Here is a 15,772-nt window from a genome sequence, read left to right on the forward strand (position 1 = left end):
GCCTTTAGCGACGTGTGCGCTACGACAACTAATTTGACATGATAATGCATCATTACAACTGTCACTATAGAAATGTCATTGTTTTGTCGTTATTAATTGGTTTATGCAAACAGCATGCCGATATTGGCTGTTTATTCACCGTAACTCACACGATTTTTTGCGATAGCTGCGAAAATTTGTTCGGTATCGAGTACCTGGGCCCAAGGCATCAGTTCGGGTTCGTTACCAATCATATAAGTGGTTAATTGATTTTTGACGATTTCCCTGAGTTCGTCGCCGCGCCAAGGCTTAGCAATATAGAAATCGAGGCTGGAGTGATTGACCGCTTCGACGGTATCTTCGAGGCCTGCTTGCCCGGTAAGTAGCAGCTTACGTGCCGTTTTGGTGTGTTCATCCTCATTGAGCTCAATCAAAAACTGAATGCCGGTTTGCTCTGGCATAATATGGTCACACAGTATCAGCGCCAATTTTACGTCTTCTGCTAGAGAGTCTTGGATCAAAGATTTCGCTTCGGCAACCGATTCAGCAGCTTCGAGGACAAAATGTTCTTCAAAACAATCGAGATCTTGAATCACGCTATCCAACACTTCACGTTCGTCGTCGACACATAAGATTAGGTATTTGTTCATTCGGGGCTCCTTGAAACTGAGGTGGCTTGGTCATATGGCAGCCAAACCGAAAATTGGCTGAATTGGTCGATTTCAGACTCAACGTCAATGCGTCCGCCATGGTGGTGAATGATCTGTTGGCAGACCGATAGGCCGATTCCTAGGCCAAAATTGCCTTCTTTTTTGGTGGTAAAGTTAAGGTTAAACATTTGCTGTTGGACATGGGCAGGGATCCCACAGCCGTTATCAGTGAACGAAATCACCGCCCATTGCCGGCCATCTTGTTCCGCCAATTGGGTTTCGATGATCAGATGTCCCTTGGCTGGGAAGGCGTCAATGGCGTTCGAGACTAAATTAGTCCAAACCTGCTGGAGGGCAATGGGTAAACACGGAATTGGAGGTAAGGCTTGATAGCGTTTCTCTACATCGTGAAACTTCAACTTGTTTTCAAAGATCACTAGGGTATCTTCGATGCCTTCATGAATGTCGACAATGTGGCGTTTCTCGTCGTCAGGACGAGCATAACCTTTGAGGCTACGCACCATATCGGCAATTCGGCCAGCACAAACGTTGATTGAACGCAGCGTACTGCCTGCTAAATAATAATCTTCTAGCCGTGTGAGTTGCTCGAGGCAAAGTTGCGGCTGGGTTTGTGCTTTGCTGAGCCAATCGCTGTGGTTTTCGAGCCCTAGCTTGACCAAACGCTTGGCAATTCGCCGGTCCGATACCTGTTGCTGAACGTCGCGAGTCAACATTCTTTCCGCAGCAGTAGAGCGAGGCCGCTGGGTGAGTCCCACTTTTAGCACGTCGATCGCATCAATCCCGACTTCATCGATAGAGCGGCTGTCGACCAAATGTTGGATTTTGTCGGTCAGTGTTTCAGTACCACGAAGGATCGCCGCAATGGGGTTGTTTAGTTCATGAGCAACACCTGCAACCAGTTGACCCAACATCGCCATTTTCTCGCGTTCGATCAGTTGCTGATGCGCCGACTCGAGTGACTCTAATGTCTTCTGTAGCTCGAGCTTGGTATTGATACTGCGTTGTAATCTGCGGTTGAAATGGCGCAATAACAGGTTAGTAAATAGAGGCAACAAAGTCATGTTGGAGTGCATGACTTTGGCAAACACCTCGCGATCGAGTTTAATCACTTCGGTTTTTGATAAAGTTATCGCGGTCGAGAAAGAAGGCTCTCCGGTTACAAATGACATGCCCCCAACGATGTTTCCTTGGGTATGGCGCACCACCTCGCGTTGCATGCCAATTTCGTCTTTTTTATACAGCGCCACTTCACCTTTGGTGATGAACCATAAGAAACGGTTCTCTTCTCCCTCGACGGTTAACAAGTGGTCGGCAGAATAGGTGCGACAGGCGCGGCTTTCGTCTTCCTTGGCAAAGAAATCAAGCAGTGCAGATGAGACTTTCTCCGCTAATTCTTGGTCACTCAAACTATGGTGATCGGTAATGAAGCCTTCACGATAGCTACGCATTTTTTGGTCAATGTGGGCGCGTAACAGTTTTTGCTGGTCGAGAATTTGACTGTAAGAGAGTAGGTTGTCTTTATCGTGCTTGAGAATGAAGCTAGTCAGTTCTTTTTGTACGGTTTTATGCACCACGTTGTCTTGCAGTGGCTTAGTCAGACAGTAATCGAGTCGTCCATCGTTGACCGCAGATAGAATTGCCTGGATGTCTTGACCGCAACTGATCAGGATTTTATGCGCACTTTGGGTGTGTTGGTTTTTGTCGAGCTGGATAAGAAAGTCAGCCCCGTTAAAGTTTTCATGGTGGCTGGCGATGACCAGAGCCACGGTTTGCTGATGTTCAAGACAAAAGTCGAGCGCCGCGTTGGCATCTTCTATGCTGTCGGCGGTATGGAGATCGAACTTGCTGGCAAACGGACTGAGTTCGCGCCTTAACTGTTCAACGCTAATCGGGTTGTTATCTAAACAGAGTACAGAGAATGGGTTCACGCCTAAGCAACAATGTTAACAAATCACAGACTACACTCTAGCAAGCTTGGTTGAACGGGTTTGAGAGCTAAGTACGAAGAATCTTATTTGTTTTTGCTTTAAGTCCAATACTCTGATTTATCTCAAGGTTTTTTGGTGTAGACTGAACTAAATCGTGACTAAGAATGAATGACCATGGAATTAAAGAAACTCGGCGCTATTGGTGGCGCGATCACACTGGCTTTGTGTTGGCCGCTTGCGGTCGGTCAAATCGGACAAAGTGTAATTCAAGATGGCGTAACCCATCTCAACAACGAGTCGCTTAAGGCTGAGGTGCTGGAGTACGATCGAGGCTATCTCAGCTCACAAGTCACCACCCGTTATATCGTGACTGACCCATTACTGGCAGAGCAACTGACGCAGGACGGCTTACCGACTGAGTTTGTGGTCAACAGTCAAGTCTCTCATGGGTTGATGAGCATATCAGCAGTGTCACAACTGGCAAATGCGCCGGACTTTCCGCTCACCTTAGAAACCGTCACCCAATTGAATGGCAATACCGATTACCGCCTAAAACTCGATAACTGGAATCAAACCACACAGGGTACGGATGGGTTTATGCTCTCGGTGTCACCAGCTACCTTGAGTGGTGAGGTTACCGTACTAGGAGAGATGACTTATCAACTCGATGCTCCATCCATTCAACTTGATTTCAACTCAGGTGAGAAAATGATGGTTTCGGGTATCTACGGTGAAGGTCAAGGTAAGAAAGTTGACAGTTTCTGGATTGGCGAACAGACGCTTAAAGTGGAGCAGGCATCAGTCTCGAACGCCGACCAGCAGACGCTATTTTCGCTTGATAACAGCCAATATCGCTTCATTAGCGCGTTAGATGAGGTCGCGAAAACCGTCAGTAGCCAACATATCGTCGAGTTAAATAATGTGGTGACGACCGATGGCGAAGTTGAGCAAGTATCGCTAGATTTAGCGTTCGGTGACCTTGATAGTGTTGCGTTCGAACAACTGGTGAATATTTACCAAAACAATCCAGTGCCAAGCAATCAAGATATTCAAACCGCGATCCCTTATGTGGACCGTTTGTTCGCCAATGGTTTTTATGTCGCCATTAATGAGATGGTAGTGAAGCTCACTGAGGAGAGTCGCTTTCAAACTCAATGGACCATTCAAGTGCCAAAGGGAACAGATGATGTTACGCAAAACATGGCAAAAATCTTACCTGCGCTTACCGGTGATATCGACACTTTTGTTTCGAACGGATTAGTCGCCGATTACCCATTTGTGCGTCAAGGGGTGGACGAGGCGATGGTGATGGAGATAATGCAGCAAAGCGAGCTTGGCTATCGAATGAAAGCGCAGTTATTAGAAGGAAACCTAGTGTTCGAAAATGGTCAGGAAATCCCATTAATGGCACTACTTTTGCCCATGCTTATGCAGCCTTAACTAGTAACTTTATCGCTTTTAAGTCGGAAAGAGGTCTAAAGACCTCTTTTGTTACTTTTTATCCGGTAAAAAACATGTTATTAATCCTCATAACGTTATTACAAGCTTGAGCAAGGAAAGTAAGATGGAGAAGGTATTTAACTTTAGTGCGGGCCCAGCGGGTTTGCCTAAAGCGGTGATGGAACAAGCGCAAAGTGAGTTTGTCGACTGGAATAACTTGGGCACATCGGTGATGGAAATTAGCCACCGTAGCAAAGAGTTTATCGAGGTTGCTGAGCAAGCTGAGCAAGATTTGCGTGATTTGCTCAATATTCCAGATAATTACAAAGTCCTTTTCTGTCAGGGTGGGGCGCGAGCTCAGTTTGCAGCGGTGCCGTTGAACTTATTGGGCAGTGCTAGCAAAGCGACCTATATCGATGCTGGCTACTGGGCCGAAAGCGCGATTAAAGAAGCGCACAAGTACTGTGAGGTAGACGTATTCGATGCGAAAACCGAGCGTGATGGTAAAACCGCGGTGGTGGATGCAGACCAGTGGGCGATTGACCCAGAGTCGGCATATGTCCATTTTTGTCCAAATGAGACTATTGATGGCATTGAAATAAGTCAACTGCCCAACACAGATAAACCGATCGTGGCCGACATGTCATCCAATATCCTTTCGCGTCAAATCGATGTGTCGCAATATGGGGTGATTTATGCAGGGGCGCAAAAAAATATCGGACCTGCTGGTATTTGTATAGCCATTGTACGTGATGACTTGCTTGATCTCGCAAGCGACTTGCTACCAAGCTTTATGAGCTACAAAGTGCTGGCTGAAAAAGAGTCGATGTTTAACACGCCTCCGACCTTTGCTTGGTACTTGTCTGGCCTTGTCTTCAAGTGGTTAAAGCAACAAGGTGGTGTGGCTGCCATGGAAAAAATCAACCAAGAGAAAGCCGCTCTGCTCTACCAGCAAATTGATGATTCCGACTTCTACATCAATAATGTTCACCCGCAAAACCGTTCGCGTATGAATGTGCCTTTCCAATTGGTGAAACCTGAGCTCGATGCACTGTTTCTGGAGCAAGCAGAGGCGAAAGGTTTAGTTGCGTTGAAAGGCCATCGAGCGGTGGGTGGTATGCGTGCCTCGATCTATAACGCCATGACCATTGAAGGCGTTCAAGCCTTAGTTGATTTTATGCGCGAGTTTGAAGCCAATTACGCTTAATATCTCAAAAACAAAAAAGCCTAGTGAGCACTGCTCGCTAGGCTTTTTTATCACTTATGGTTTGGCTTAACGTTGCCCTTGTTGTATGGCGCCAGCTTTGCCTTTTCCGCTAGGCTTGCCACCGCGAGGGAGCTGACCTTTACTTGCCGACTGATTGCGGGTGGACTGACCGTTGCGACTTGCTTGATTGTTGCCGCTGCGCTTGCCGCCAGTTTTTCCACGACCTTCTCCATGCATCTTTTCAAAGCCAGGTTGCGACTTAGTGTGCTTGGTTGCGAAGCGTTGAGAACCATGACGACCAGACTTGCGACGCTGAGCCGGTGTTTGCGTCTCGAGATCCTCCGCGGGCACAAGGCAGCTTGGCTTGTCGCCAATCAGATGTTTTTTGCCCATGCTAATCAAGGCTTCGCGAATCATAGGCCAGTTCGCTGGATCGTGATAACGCAATAACGCTTTATGTAGGCGACGTTGACGTTCCCCTTTCGCAACCGGCACTACCTCACGCTGTTTGTACTTAACCCGTTTCAACGGGTTAGTTTCCGAGTAATACATTGAGGTGGCATTACACATAGGCGATGGGTAGAAGTTTTGTACTTGGTCGCACTCGAAGTTGTTTTTCTTCAGCCACAACGCCAAATTCAGCATGTCTTCATCTTCTGTGCCTGGATGGGCAGAGATGAAGTACGGGATCAAATACTGCTTTTTACCCGCTTCAGCACTGTACTTTTCAAACATCTCTTTGAAGCGGTCATAGGTGCCCATGCCTGGTTTCATCATCAGGTTGAGTGGGCCTTTCTCGGTATGTTCTGGTGCAATTTTCAAGTAGCCACCGACGTGATGCGTCACCAGCTCTTTCACGTATTCAGGCGACTCAATCGCCAAATCGTATCGTACTCCAGATGCGATCATCACTTTCTTGATGCCGTCTACCTTGCGAGCTTCGCGGTAAAGGTCGATGGTATGCTTATGGTCGGTGTTGAGTTTGTGACAAATACCAGGGAAAACACACGACGGACGGCGACAGTTGGCTTCGGCTTTTGGATCGCTACAGCCCAGACGATACATGTTCGCGGTTGGCCCACCTAAGTCTGAAATGGTGCCGGTAAAGCCAGGCACTTTGTCGCGGATCTCTTCTAGCTCGTTCAAAATAGATTCTTTAGAGCGGTTTTGAATGATTCGCCCTTCGTGTTCGGTAATCGAACAGAACGAACAACCGCCAAAACAGCCGCGCATGATATTGACCGAGGTTTTGATCATGTCATAGGCAGGGATCTTGGCTTTGCCATACATAGGATGCGGAACACGCGCGTAAGGCAGGCCAAACACGTAGTCCATCTCTTCAGTGGTCAATGGAATCGGCGCTTGGTTTACCCATAACTCGCGGTCACCATGGCGCTGAATCAGTGCACGCCCCGAATATGGGTTCGTCTCAAGGTGCATAATGCGGCTCGCGTGAGCGTAAAGGATGCGGTCGTTGTTGAGTTTTTCGAACCCAGGTAAGCGAACCGCTGTGGTTTTTGCATCGTGACGAGACGGACGAATGGTGATCGGCTGCGCTTTAGGCTCTTCGCTATTGGCTTTGGTTTCACACTGCTCTTCGACCACATAAGGGTTGGGCGGAATAAAAGCGTCTTTGCGCGGCTTTTCAATCCGTGAAGAGTCGATAATCGTATAGCCATCAGGCGCTGCGGCTAAGTTGACAGCGGTACCGCGGATATTGGTCATGGATGCGATAGGTTCACCATCGGCTAAACGATGAGCCACTTCCACCAATGCGCGCTCGGCGTTACCAAAGAGCAAAATATCGGCTTTGGCATCAAAAAGCACAGAGCGGCGAACTTTGTCAGACCAGTAGTCGTAGTGAGCGAGGCGGCGCAGGCTGGCTTCAATGCCACCCAAGACGATTGGAACACCTTTATAGGCCTCACGGCAGCGCTGCGAATAGACTAACGTGGCGCGATCTGGCCTCTTACCGCCTTCGTTATTCGGCGTGTAAGCATCATCATGACGCAGTTTACGGTCAGCCGTATAGCGGTTGATCATCGAGTCCATGTTGCCGGCAGTGATGCCAAAAAAGAGGTTTGGCTCACCAAGTGCCATAAAGGCATCTTTATTGCTCCACTCAGGTTGAGCGATGATCCCAACACGAAAGCCTTGCGCTTCGAGAAGTCGACCAATAATAGCCATACCGAAACTTGGGTGATCAACGTAGGCGTCACCGGTTACGATAATGATGTCACAGCTGTCCCACCCAAGTGCGTCCATCTCCTTACGACTAGTCGGTAAGAATGGTGCAGTGCCATAGCACTCTGCCCAGTATTTTTTATGCTGGTGAATAGGGGTGATGTCGCTGTACATATTTTGCTCTCTGTGCCAAGGAGCGCGAATTATAGCGACTTGAGAGACGACTATCTACCTCATTCTCACTGTGGTTGATTAGGGCCAATTGTGCGCTATTCTCCTTCATCACTATAGTTTCAAAGTGTTAAGTGAATAACGACGTCGGCTGAGTTGAACCTCTATACTATGCATATTGATGATATGAAATAGCGGGTTTGATTGTGAATGTAGTTGAATCAAATACTGGGCACAAGTTGCCTGTTGAACCCCAACGTAAGTACCAAGTTTATGATTGGTATTTGAACTTAAAAACACAAACCCTGGACTGTGATAGTGAAGTACTGGCGTTATTGCTGGATTCGCAGGCGCAGCAACTTAGTGCTAAGGCGTTTTTTGACCTGCTACCTAAGTCGCAACGAACGGTCATAAAAAAAGCGTTTCAGTCGGTGCTCGATAGTGGCAAGTCTAAATATATTCACTGCTGTTTGTTGGCTAAAACCAGTTTATTCATTTACACCGATATCTACATCGAGCGCGTGAGTCGCCATGAGCTTAAGGGGACTCTCTCTCCCTGTCTCAACATCTCAAACAAAAACGAAATTGCCGAGATTTTCTATTCGGTGTTTGAGAATGCCCATCACGGGATAGTGGTCACCGATTCTGAGACACGTATCCTCGCTTGCAATCATCATTTTGAGTCGCTGACTGGCTACTTAAGAAACGAAATTGTTGGCCTCAAAACGCAGATTTTTAACGCTGAGCGTCACAGTCAGGCTTATTACCAGCAGTTGTGGACTCAAGTGGCCGAGCAAGGACATTGGAGTGGCACCATTTTGTCACGCCGAGCGGATGGCAGCGTGTTCCCCCAAGATTTAACCATTCACCGTATCACTCCGGGGAACGGGGAAACTTACTATTTAGGCTTGTCATCAGATTTATCACTCGAGTTAGACCGATTGGAAGATATCGCCTCTGGTGGCATAGATTTATTGACTCAGCTACCCAACAAAGAGACTTTTTTACAACAGTTAAACGGGCTTTGCCAGCAAGCTGAAATGGGTAAAAGCTTGGTGGTGTTAGCGCTGCAGCCCAAATTTGCAGGTGGCAATCTCCAAGAGCAGAAACGCCAGTTTGCCAGCTACTTACGTGACAACACCAAAGTGTTGGCCAGCGGATATTTAGGTCACGACTGTTTTGCTGTGTGTGTCGATTTTGTTTTTCAACAGGATAGTCAGGTGGTGACCAACATTGGACGTGCAATTACCAAGCTATTTCACAGCTTCAAACATGCCCAATCATCGGTAGCGAAAGCGCTGAAAGAGGGGGTGACGGGGGTTTCTGTCCTCAGTATTGACGCGGCGACGCCCAATCAACTGGTTTCTCACGCCTATCAAGCGCTACTCGAACTGCATTCTGGTCATGCAAGACGCATCAACTTTTATGACCGCGATATCCATCAACAGGTCGACAGAAAAAAACAGTTGGAAGAGCATGTGCTGTCGTCGTTGAACCAAGGGCGTATCGATGTTGTATTTCAGCCGATCGTGGATTTAAAACAACAGCGTATCGATAAGTTTGAGGCGCTGTGTCGTTTCCCAGACCATGCGTCGCTCAAAACCAATACCCAAGAGTTGGTCGCAGTGGTGGAAGAGTTAGACAAAGTGGTCGAGCTCGACGATCTGGTGTTACTCAAAGCATTACAATATTTGCCTGAGCTGCAACGCCGTTTCGGAGCGCATGTACAGTTATCTGTGAATCGTTCACTCAAAACCACCACAAGCTTAACCACGATATTGCAACAAGCAGCGATGACGCTTGATACTCAACGTATCAACCCAGCGCAGATCACTTTTGAGTTTACGGAGAGCGCCTATTTTGAGGCGGATGAGAAAAACATTGAGCTGCTTGCGGCGTTGCGAGAGGCTGGAGTGACGATTGCGGTGGACGATTTTGGCACCGGCTGCTCTTCATTTCGCTATTTAAAAGAGCGCTACTTCGACATATTGAAAATCGATCGCGCGTTTATTCAGAACATCACTTATCAGTCGCGTCAGTACAATATCGTTATGGCGCTGATTCAACTGGCTAAACGGCTCGGTTTAGACGTGATTGCTGAAGGGGTAGAAACCGAACTGGAGTTAGAGATTCTGAGCAAGTTAGGCGCCGACTATATTCAGGGTTACTACTTTTCCAAACCGCTGCCCATTGAGCAGTTAACCGATGTCGCTGATCATTTCTCGCCGGCGAATCCCTCTGCGCCGTTACCCTCAGATTGTATGTTGCAGTTAGCCCAGCCGGGTCATCACATTGACCCAGGCGAACCGCTATCCCTGGTCTTTCAATACTTTTCTCAAGGCAAATCGGATTATTTGCCCGTGGTGGATGGTAAGGAGTGTGTCGGTTATATCGATAGAGCGCATATGAATTTGCACCTTACACCCGGAATGGGGACAGATTGGGAATCGAGTAAAGAAAGCAGTTATTGGCACAAGCCGGCCAATCGTATTATGTCTCACGTTCAGACCGAGTTGGCTTGGCAGACGCCAAAAGCGCAGATTGCTGAGCTGGTGGTGAGTCAAACGCCTTTTCCTTGGTGCTTAGTCGATGAAGACGGACATTTCAAAGGTTTGGTTGGCGAGCGCATGGTCATGGACTATTTGGCTAATAATATTTCTATCACTTAGTTGAGTTTGATCTAACTTTAATAGTAGAGCTACCTCAACTAAGGGATGAGATGTGTATCCGCAATCAGGTTCTCAATCGCGCGGGCATTCTGCTGGGCACGAAGACTTAAGTCATCTACAAGCCATTGATTGGCAGTGGGACCTCGACTCTCATCATTTGTCGATTGATGAGTCTTTGTGCCAGCAAATCCTCAACTCTGATCTGCCTACATTAACGGGCAATGTGCTGTTACCCTGCATGGCGTATCACGATCAACAACAGTTGCTTGGCCTTTTGACCGAAGCGTGTCAGAGCCGAAGTCAGCAAAGCTACAGTTGTTGCTTACAACTGAGCGATGACCAATGCTGTTACGTTGAATTGAGTTTTAAAGGGGTCGAGCGTCATCGCGTGGTTGGCTCGTTACGGGTGCTACTCTTCTTACATGCCACGACCTCAACACTAAGTGCGCTCTTTTCCCAACTATTCAACAATGGCCACCACGGTGTAGTGTTAGCCAACCATCAGCGAGAAATCATCGCTTGCAATGACGCGTTTCTTGCTCACAGCCACTACCACAACGGCCAACTGGCTGGCCAGTCTATGGATGTGTTGAATTCGAACAAGCACAGTGAAGATTTCTACCGCGCCATTTGGCAACAGGTTGAAGATGAAGGGCATTGGTCGGGTGTGGTTTTGATTCAAAATGCATTGGGCAAGACCTACGCTCAGGACCTGACGTTGCAAAAAGTCACTTTGGTCGAGGGTAGCTTTTATTGCGCGGTTTACCTTGATCTTTCTGATCACCTCTATCGCATTGCAGATGTAGAGCTGGGTGGGGTAGACCTACTGACTCAACTGCCGACAGAGAAACAGTTTAATCATGCCGTGGCCAGTGATTGGATGGAGCAAACCGAGCCTGTGATCTGCATGGTGGTGGCGTTTCACCCCGATTTCGAACAGGTTGATGATTTTGAGATCAAGGCGTTACTGTCAGAGCAGCTCACGCTCAATCCGGTGGCCAAGTACGTAGGTTATTTGGGCAATAATCATTTTGTTGCCTGCTTGGAGTGTCAGGTACTGGCAGGACCGTCCAAAGTGCGCTTGATTCATCAGACCATTCGCCGCTTTTTCTCTGCATTGAATCAGTCATGCGGTAGCGGTGTGCATCGAGCGATTTTACATGGCCGAGTCGGGGTCTCTGTGCTTGGGCACGATACTCACAAGCCGAACTTGCTGGTTAACCACGCCGTGCAGGCGATGTTAGAGCAAAGCGTCGAGCAGCGTGGGCAAATTAGCTTTTATCACGGCGCACTGCACAAAGAGGTGTTGCGACGCAAAGAGATGGAAGAGTGGGCGGAACAACAGATCAAGTCTCAATCGGTGGAGGTCTATTACCAACCGATTGTCGATGTAAGAAATTGGGATGTGGTGCGCTTTGAAGCACTGAGCCGTTTCAAAGGACCTGATGGGCGTTTGCTCAACACGCAAGAGATGGTGATGATCGCCGAAGACCTGGATCTTGTGTCTGACTTAGATTGGTGTGTAGGTAAACGAGCGCTGCAAGATCTTAACACCATTCAACAGCGTTTTGGCGCTCAAATAGGCGTGACCATCAATCGTTCGCTCAACACTAAACTAGAAGTCGATGAAGTGCTGCAAAGCGCGCATTCACTAATCCAAACTTATGCCCAGCTTCCCAATACGGTCACCATTGAGCTGACGGAAAGTGCTTATTTTGACAGTGAATCGCGCCGCTCATCGTTAATCCGCAACATCCGCCGCCAAGGAGTGAGTATTGCGATTGACGATTTTGGTACCGGTTACAGCTCATTTGCTTACCTGAGTGATTGCAATTTTGATGTGCTGAAAATAGACCGAGAGTTTATTAAAGATTTGAAACCCAACACTCGCCAATACTATATCGTTAAGATGATCACTCAACTGGCTCATACCTTAGAGGTGAAAGTGGTCGCTGAAGGGGTGGAGACCTATGAGGAACTTGAAGTGGTGTGCTCAGTGGGCGTTGATTACATTCAAGGTTATTTCTTCTCTAAACCACTGCCTTTGCACGATCTTGAGCAAGCGTGGGGGTATTATGATCGCCTTGAGCGTTTTTTGTCTGGCTCAAACTGTGCGCGGCGAGACAGCTTGCTCACCCTTTGTAAAATGCACACCCCCAGCTTGGCGCCCAATGATACATTAATGCGTGCCTATGAGCTGTTCCACTCAGAGCAATATCAGTTGGAAGTGATCCCGATTATCGATGGAAAAAAGTGTGTCGGCGTTGTGGGTCGAGAGCAACTCAATCATCACATTTCACCGACGTTGGGCACCAAATTGGAAACCACTCGCGATCTGGTGATGGCGAAGAAAACATTGAATCAAGTGATGCGCACTCAGCTATTCACGGCCTCCTACCATACCAAGCTATCGCAGGCCAAAGAGTTGATTCAATCGGGCATCAAACCTCCATGGCTGGTGGTCAATGATGCTGATGAATTCTTGGGAGTGGTGACCAATCAAGACCTGCTGCACTATTTCACAGATGGCTAATAGAGAAGAATCTGCTATCATCCGCAGCAAATCCAACACCAACTTAGTCAGGTTATGATTCAGCAACTTCTCGCCATTCTTCCACCGATGTTACTCGGCGCACAGCTTATTCTTACTCTCATTTTGGTCAAAGGGGATATCTGCCCTGGTCAGCGTGGGCGCATTCATAAAATGTTGCCGACTCTCGCGATATTATGGCTAGCGGTCGCTTCGTTGCGTATTGAGGCGATGATGGTGGTGTTTGCTATTGGCTACTTTTACTCTCAGGTTCAAACCAAAAAAACGCGACTACAAGGTCCACTATGGGTGATGTATTTAGCCAATGGTTTGGCGCTGTCATACGTGTCGATCATGGTATTTGAACAGGCGTCAGTGGCAGCAGGTTTGAGCGTGTTTGTCGCGATATTTTTGCTTGGGGCGCTGTTTGCACATCTATTGCTGACCATAGCTCGCACCCGTTTAGACGCGTTTCATCGCATATTACCCGTGGCCGGAGTATTGTCGGCGATGTTGATGAGTGTTGCGATTTTGCTCCAAGCTTATGGACTTGACTCGCAAACGCTAACGGAAGTGACTGAGCCGCTAATGGTCGGTTTTGCGCTGATGATTTCAGCGGTTGTGGTATGGAGTTGGCACCTTTTCACCTCCAAGCCTGTCAACAAGTTACAGCTGGGCTTTGCGCTTGCAACCCTATTGTTGGCTTTGGTCTCCAATCAAGCTCTGTTTATGTTGTAAGTCGAAACTTGGATCTGGCTCACTCGTCTACCTTACGTTTGCAACTAAGCTTAGTTGAGCTGGCTTGGAATAAGGAGACGGAGATGGATCTAAGCAACGCAGGCAGTTTTGATAGCATCATATTGTTAGGAATCGTCAACGAAAAACTCCGTTTAGAGTGCGACAGCTTTGAGGAGCTGGTGAGCATGTACGAAATGGATGTTGAACAAGTGGTTGGTAAGTTAGACATGCTCGGCTACAGCTATGACCCACTGACCAACCAATTCAAATCTTATCAGCGCTGAAACGAAAATTGCCAGGTGCGATCAGTGGCACTTGGCAATATTAATTCTCGGTTAAACCAACCACATTCTCGGTATTGGGCGACATAGTTGATCGCTCACATCGTACAGTACGTGCTGGAAACTTTGGATGATGGTGGATGAGATATCGGTGGTCAGATCGCAGAGTTCGTCTTGACTCAGGTTAAGGTGTTTTTCCCTCGCAATACCATTCAGTTTTTCTATCGATAGCGCAGTGTTTGGTGTCGCTAGGCGACTCGGGCTGATAGTGACTAGCTGTTCAATCTTACGCTTCATTTTGTCGCTTGAGGATTGAACTCTCTGCGCGTAGCTCGCTGTTCGGTCGTCAAAAATAGCCAGCCTTAGCTCATTTAATGCTTCCATGCTATCGAACACGTGTTGCCAATGTTGGTGATACTGCTCAATCAGAGTCTCTTGCTCGGTTTTTTTCAACCATTCATTTGTTGTTTCATCCAGTAAATACATACATTGGCGGATGGTTTGACTGTGAATCACTTGATTTCGGCTAACTTCGCGCTGTTGCCAATCGTAGTGCATCGCTTTCAACTTAGTTTGAAAGGTGCGATGTGTCGGCCGATTGGCTGGCGTTGCATTTCCAGTCACCGTTTCTGATATCTCGAGGGATTGGGTAAAAACTTGCTTTAGCTCACTGATCTGAGCTTGGGTGATCTCTTTGGTAAGCGCTCGGTGGCTAAGGTTGCGGTGTTTTAAGCACAACTGAAGCACAAGCCCCAGCTGAACCAGATTCTCGTATTCCGTGCCTACGGTGTCATCTTTTTGTCGTAGGTAGTAAACCACAATGATGGCCAAGGTGGAGATAAGCAATATTTCCATGCAACAGTCCTTTTATTAGCAATCCGATTTACTAATAGTCAGGTTCTGTGCCAAAATTTTAAGCCTTTTAAATCAATAGTTTAGTTTTTTTTCTCTTCAAGTGTGCGCCGAACAAGTGCAGTGTCGCACCAAAAGTGCGATCAATGTCACTAAATTCAGTTGATGTAAGCTTATACGGTTCTGATCCCGTCGAGATGACTCTGTGACTGAATTCTTGCGGTATTAAAAAATGCTTGCAGATAGCGTTTGTCCTTGTCTGAGTGACGGGTTGCAGCAAACAATCGTCGCCATAGCCCGCTCCCCAATGGAATACTCGCAATCAGACCTTGGCGAGAGAATTCACTGATCGCCCAGTTGGGTAGCGCTGCGACGCCTAATCCCGCCGACACCATCTGAATCAACATCAACGTATTATCCGCTTGCTTCCACTGTTTGGGCTCGATGCCCGCGGGCTGCAAGAAATGTTTAACGACATCCAGACGGTTTTTTTGTACCGGGTAGGAGAGCATAACTTGGCCCTGCAAATCCTTGGGCTGAATCGATGTATGTGCTGATAATGGGTGGCCGACAGCGGTGACTAAGCGCATTTCAAAATCAAACAGTGGCTCATAGTGAACTTCGGACCGAGGCTGAATATCCGAAGTAATCACCAAGTCTAACTCGCCAGCGACCAGAGCGGGGAGAGGCTCAAAACCAAACCCAGAGGAAAAGTCGAGTGTGACGCTAGGCCAAGCCTGCTGGTACTCTTTGAGCGCAGGCATCAACCATTGAAAACATGAGTGACATTCGATGGCCATATGCAATCTGCCGTTGACGTCCTCTTTCAAGCTGGCCACTTCGTTTTCGGCGATGGCAACCCTAGGTAATACCTCGTCTGCCAGCTTAAGTAAGATGTCACCTTCGGCGGTGAACTTCACTGGGCGTGTTTTGCGCAAAAACAGCTGTCCGCCTATTCGGGTCTCAAGATCTTTTAACTGGTGGCTTAGCGCCGACTGGGTGAGGTGCAAACTGGTTGCGGTCGCGGTCAATGAGCCAGTGTCGCGTAGTGTTGCCAAGGTTTTGAGGTGTTTGAGCTCAATCATGAATTCCCTTCAGATGACCTGTTTTTGCATGAATAAA

General features: G+C 47.8%; 11 protein-coding genes. 6 read left to right on the top strand and 5 right to left on the bottom strand.

The window, feature by feature from the left end; translation table 11 throughout:
• Positions 1-131 precede the first annotated feature (131 nt).
• Together MTO69_RS05245 and MTO69_RS05250 are read right to left on the bottom strand one after the other, a co-directional pair.
• A complete protein-coding gene (locus MTO69_RS05245) occupies positions 132-629 on the bottom strand; it encodes a response regulator (protein WP_248331764.1) in 498 nt (165 codons plus the stop codon).
• Positions 626-2,578 (bottom strand): ATP-binding protein, encoded by a 1,953-nt coding sequence (locus tag MTO69_RS05250; protein ID WP_248331766.1) that lies wholly within the window; start codon positions 2,576-2,578, stop codon positions 626-628. The genes MTO69_RS05245 and MTO69_RS05250 overlap by 4 nt, the downstream gene beginning before the upstream one ends.
• A 174-nt stretch (positions 2,579-2,752) precedes the next feature.
• On the opposite strand from MTO69_RS05250, the gene MTO69_RS05255 reads away from it, so the two are divergent.
• Both MTO69_RS05255 and serC read left to right on the top strand, forming a co-directional pair.
• The gene (locus tag MTO69_RS05255; RefSeq protein WP_248331768.1) at positions 2,753-4,018 is read left to right on the top strand and encodes a DUF945 family protein; all 1,266 of its coding nucleotides are present in this window, start codon (positions 2,753-2,755) and stop codon (positions 4,016-4,018) included.
• A 124-nt stretch (positions 4,019-4,142) separates the two neighbouring features.
• A complete protein-coding gene (gene serC, locus MTO69_RS05260) occupies positions 4,143-5,225 on the top strand; it encodes a 3-phosphoserine/phosphohydroxythreonine transaminase (RefSeq protein ID WP_248331770.1) in 1,083 nt (360 codons plus the stop codon).
• A gap of 66 nt (positions 5,226-5,291) precedes the next feature.
• On the opposite strand, the gene MTO69_RS05265 is transcribed toward serC, so the two are convergent.
• Positions 5,292-7,583 carry a YgiQ family radical SAM protein gene (locus MTO69_RS05265; RefSeq protein WP_248331772.1) on the bottom strand — a complete coding sequence of 764 codons (2,292 nt, stop codon included), beginning with the start codon at positions 7,581-7,583 and terminating at the stop codon, positions 5,292-5,294.
• Positions 7,584-7,786: 203 nt separating this feature from the next.
• Between MTO69_RS05265 and MTO69_RS05270 the strand changes: the two genes are divergently transcribed.
• From MTO69_RS05270 to MTO69_RS05285, 4 genes are all read left to right on the top strand, one after another.
• On the top strand, positions 7,787-10,249 hold the full coding sequence (locus MTO69_RS05270) for a sensor domain-containing protein (protein ID WP_248331774.1): 2,463 nt from the start codon (positions 7,787-7,789) through the stop codon (positions 10,247-10,249).
• 52 nt (positions 10,250-10,301) lie between these two features.
• A complete protein-coding gene (locus MTO69_RS05275; protein WP_248331776.1) occupies positions 10,302-12,782 on the top strand; it encodes an EAL domain-containing protein in 2,481 nt (826 codons plus the stop codon).
• Positions 12,783-12,836: 54 nt separating this feature from the next.
• Entirely contained in the window at positions 12,837-13,517 is a 681-nt protein-coding gene (locus MTO69_RS05280) for a hypothetical protein (RefSeq protein ID WP_248331778.1), read from the top strand.
• An 83-nt stretch (positions 13,518-13,600) separates the two neighbouring features.
• Positions 13,601-13,801, top strand: a complete 201-nt coding sequence (locus tag MTO69_RS05285; RefSeq protein WP_248331780.1) for a DUF4250 domain-containing protein — start codon at positions 13,601-13,603, stop codon at positions 13,799-13,801.
• A 51-nt stretch (positions 13,802-13,852) separates the two neighbouring features.
• Here MTO69_RS05285 and MTO69_RS05290 read toward each other — a convergent pair whose 3' ends face one another.
• Together MTO69_RS05290 and MTO69_RS05295 are read right to left on the bottom strand one after the other, a co-directional pair.
• The gene (locus tag MTO69_RS05290; RefSeq protein ID WP_248331782.1) at positions 13,853-14,653 is read right to left on the bottom strand and encodes a hypothetical protein; all 801 of its coding nucleotides are present in this window, start codon (positions 14,651-14,653) and stop codon (positions 13,853-13,855) included.
• A gap of 170 nt (positions 14,654-14,823) precedes the next feature.
• Positions 14,824-15,735, bottom strand: coding sequence for a LysR substrate-binding domain-containing protein (locus MTO69_RS05295; protein ID WP_248331784.1), 912 nt, complete (start codon positions 15,733-15,735; stop codon positions 14,824-14,826).
• Positions 15,736-15,772: the final 37 nt, after the last annotated feature.

The organism is Vibrio sinaloensis, assembly GCF_023195835.1.
Lineage (GTDB): Bacteria > Pseudomonadota > Gammaproteobacteria > Enterobacterales > Vibrionaceae > Vibrio > Vibrio sinaloensis_C.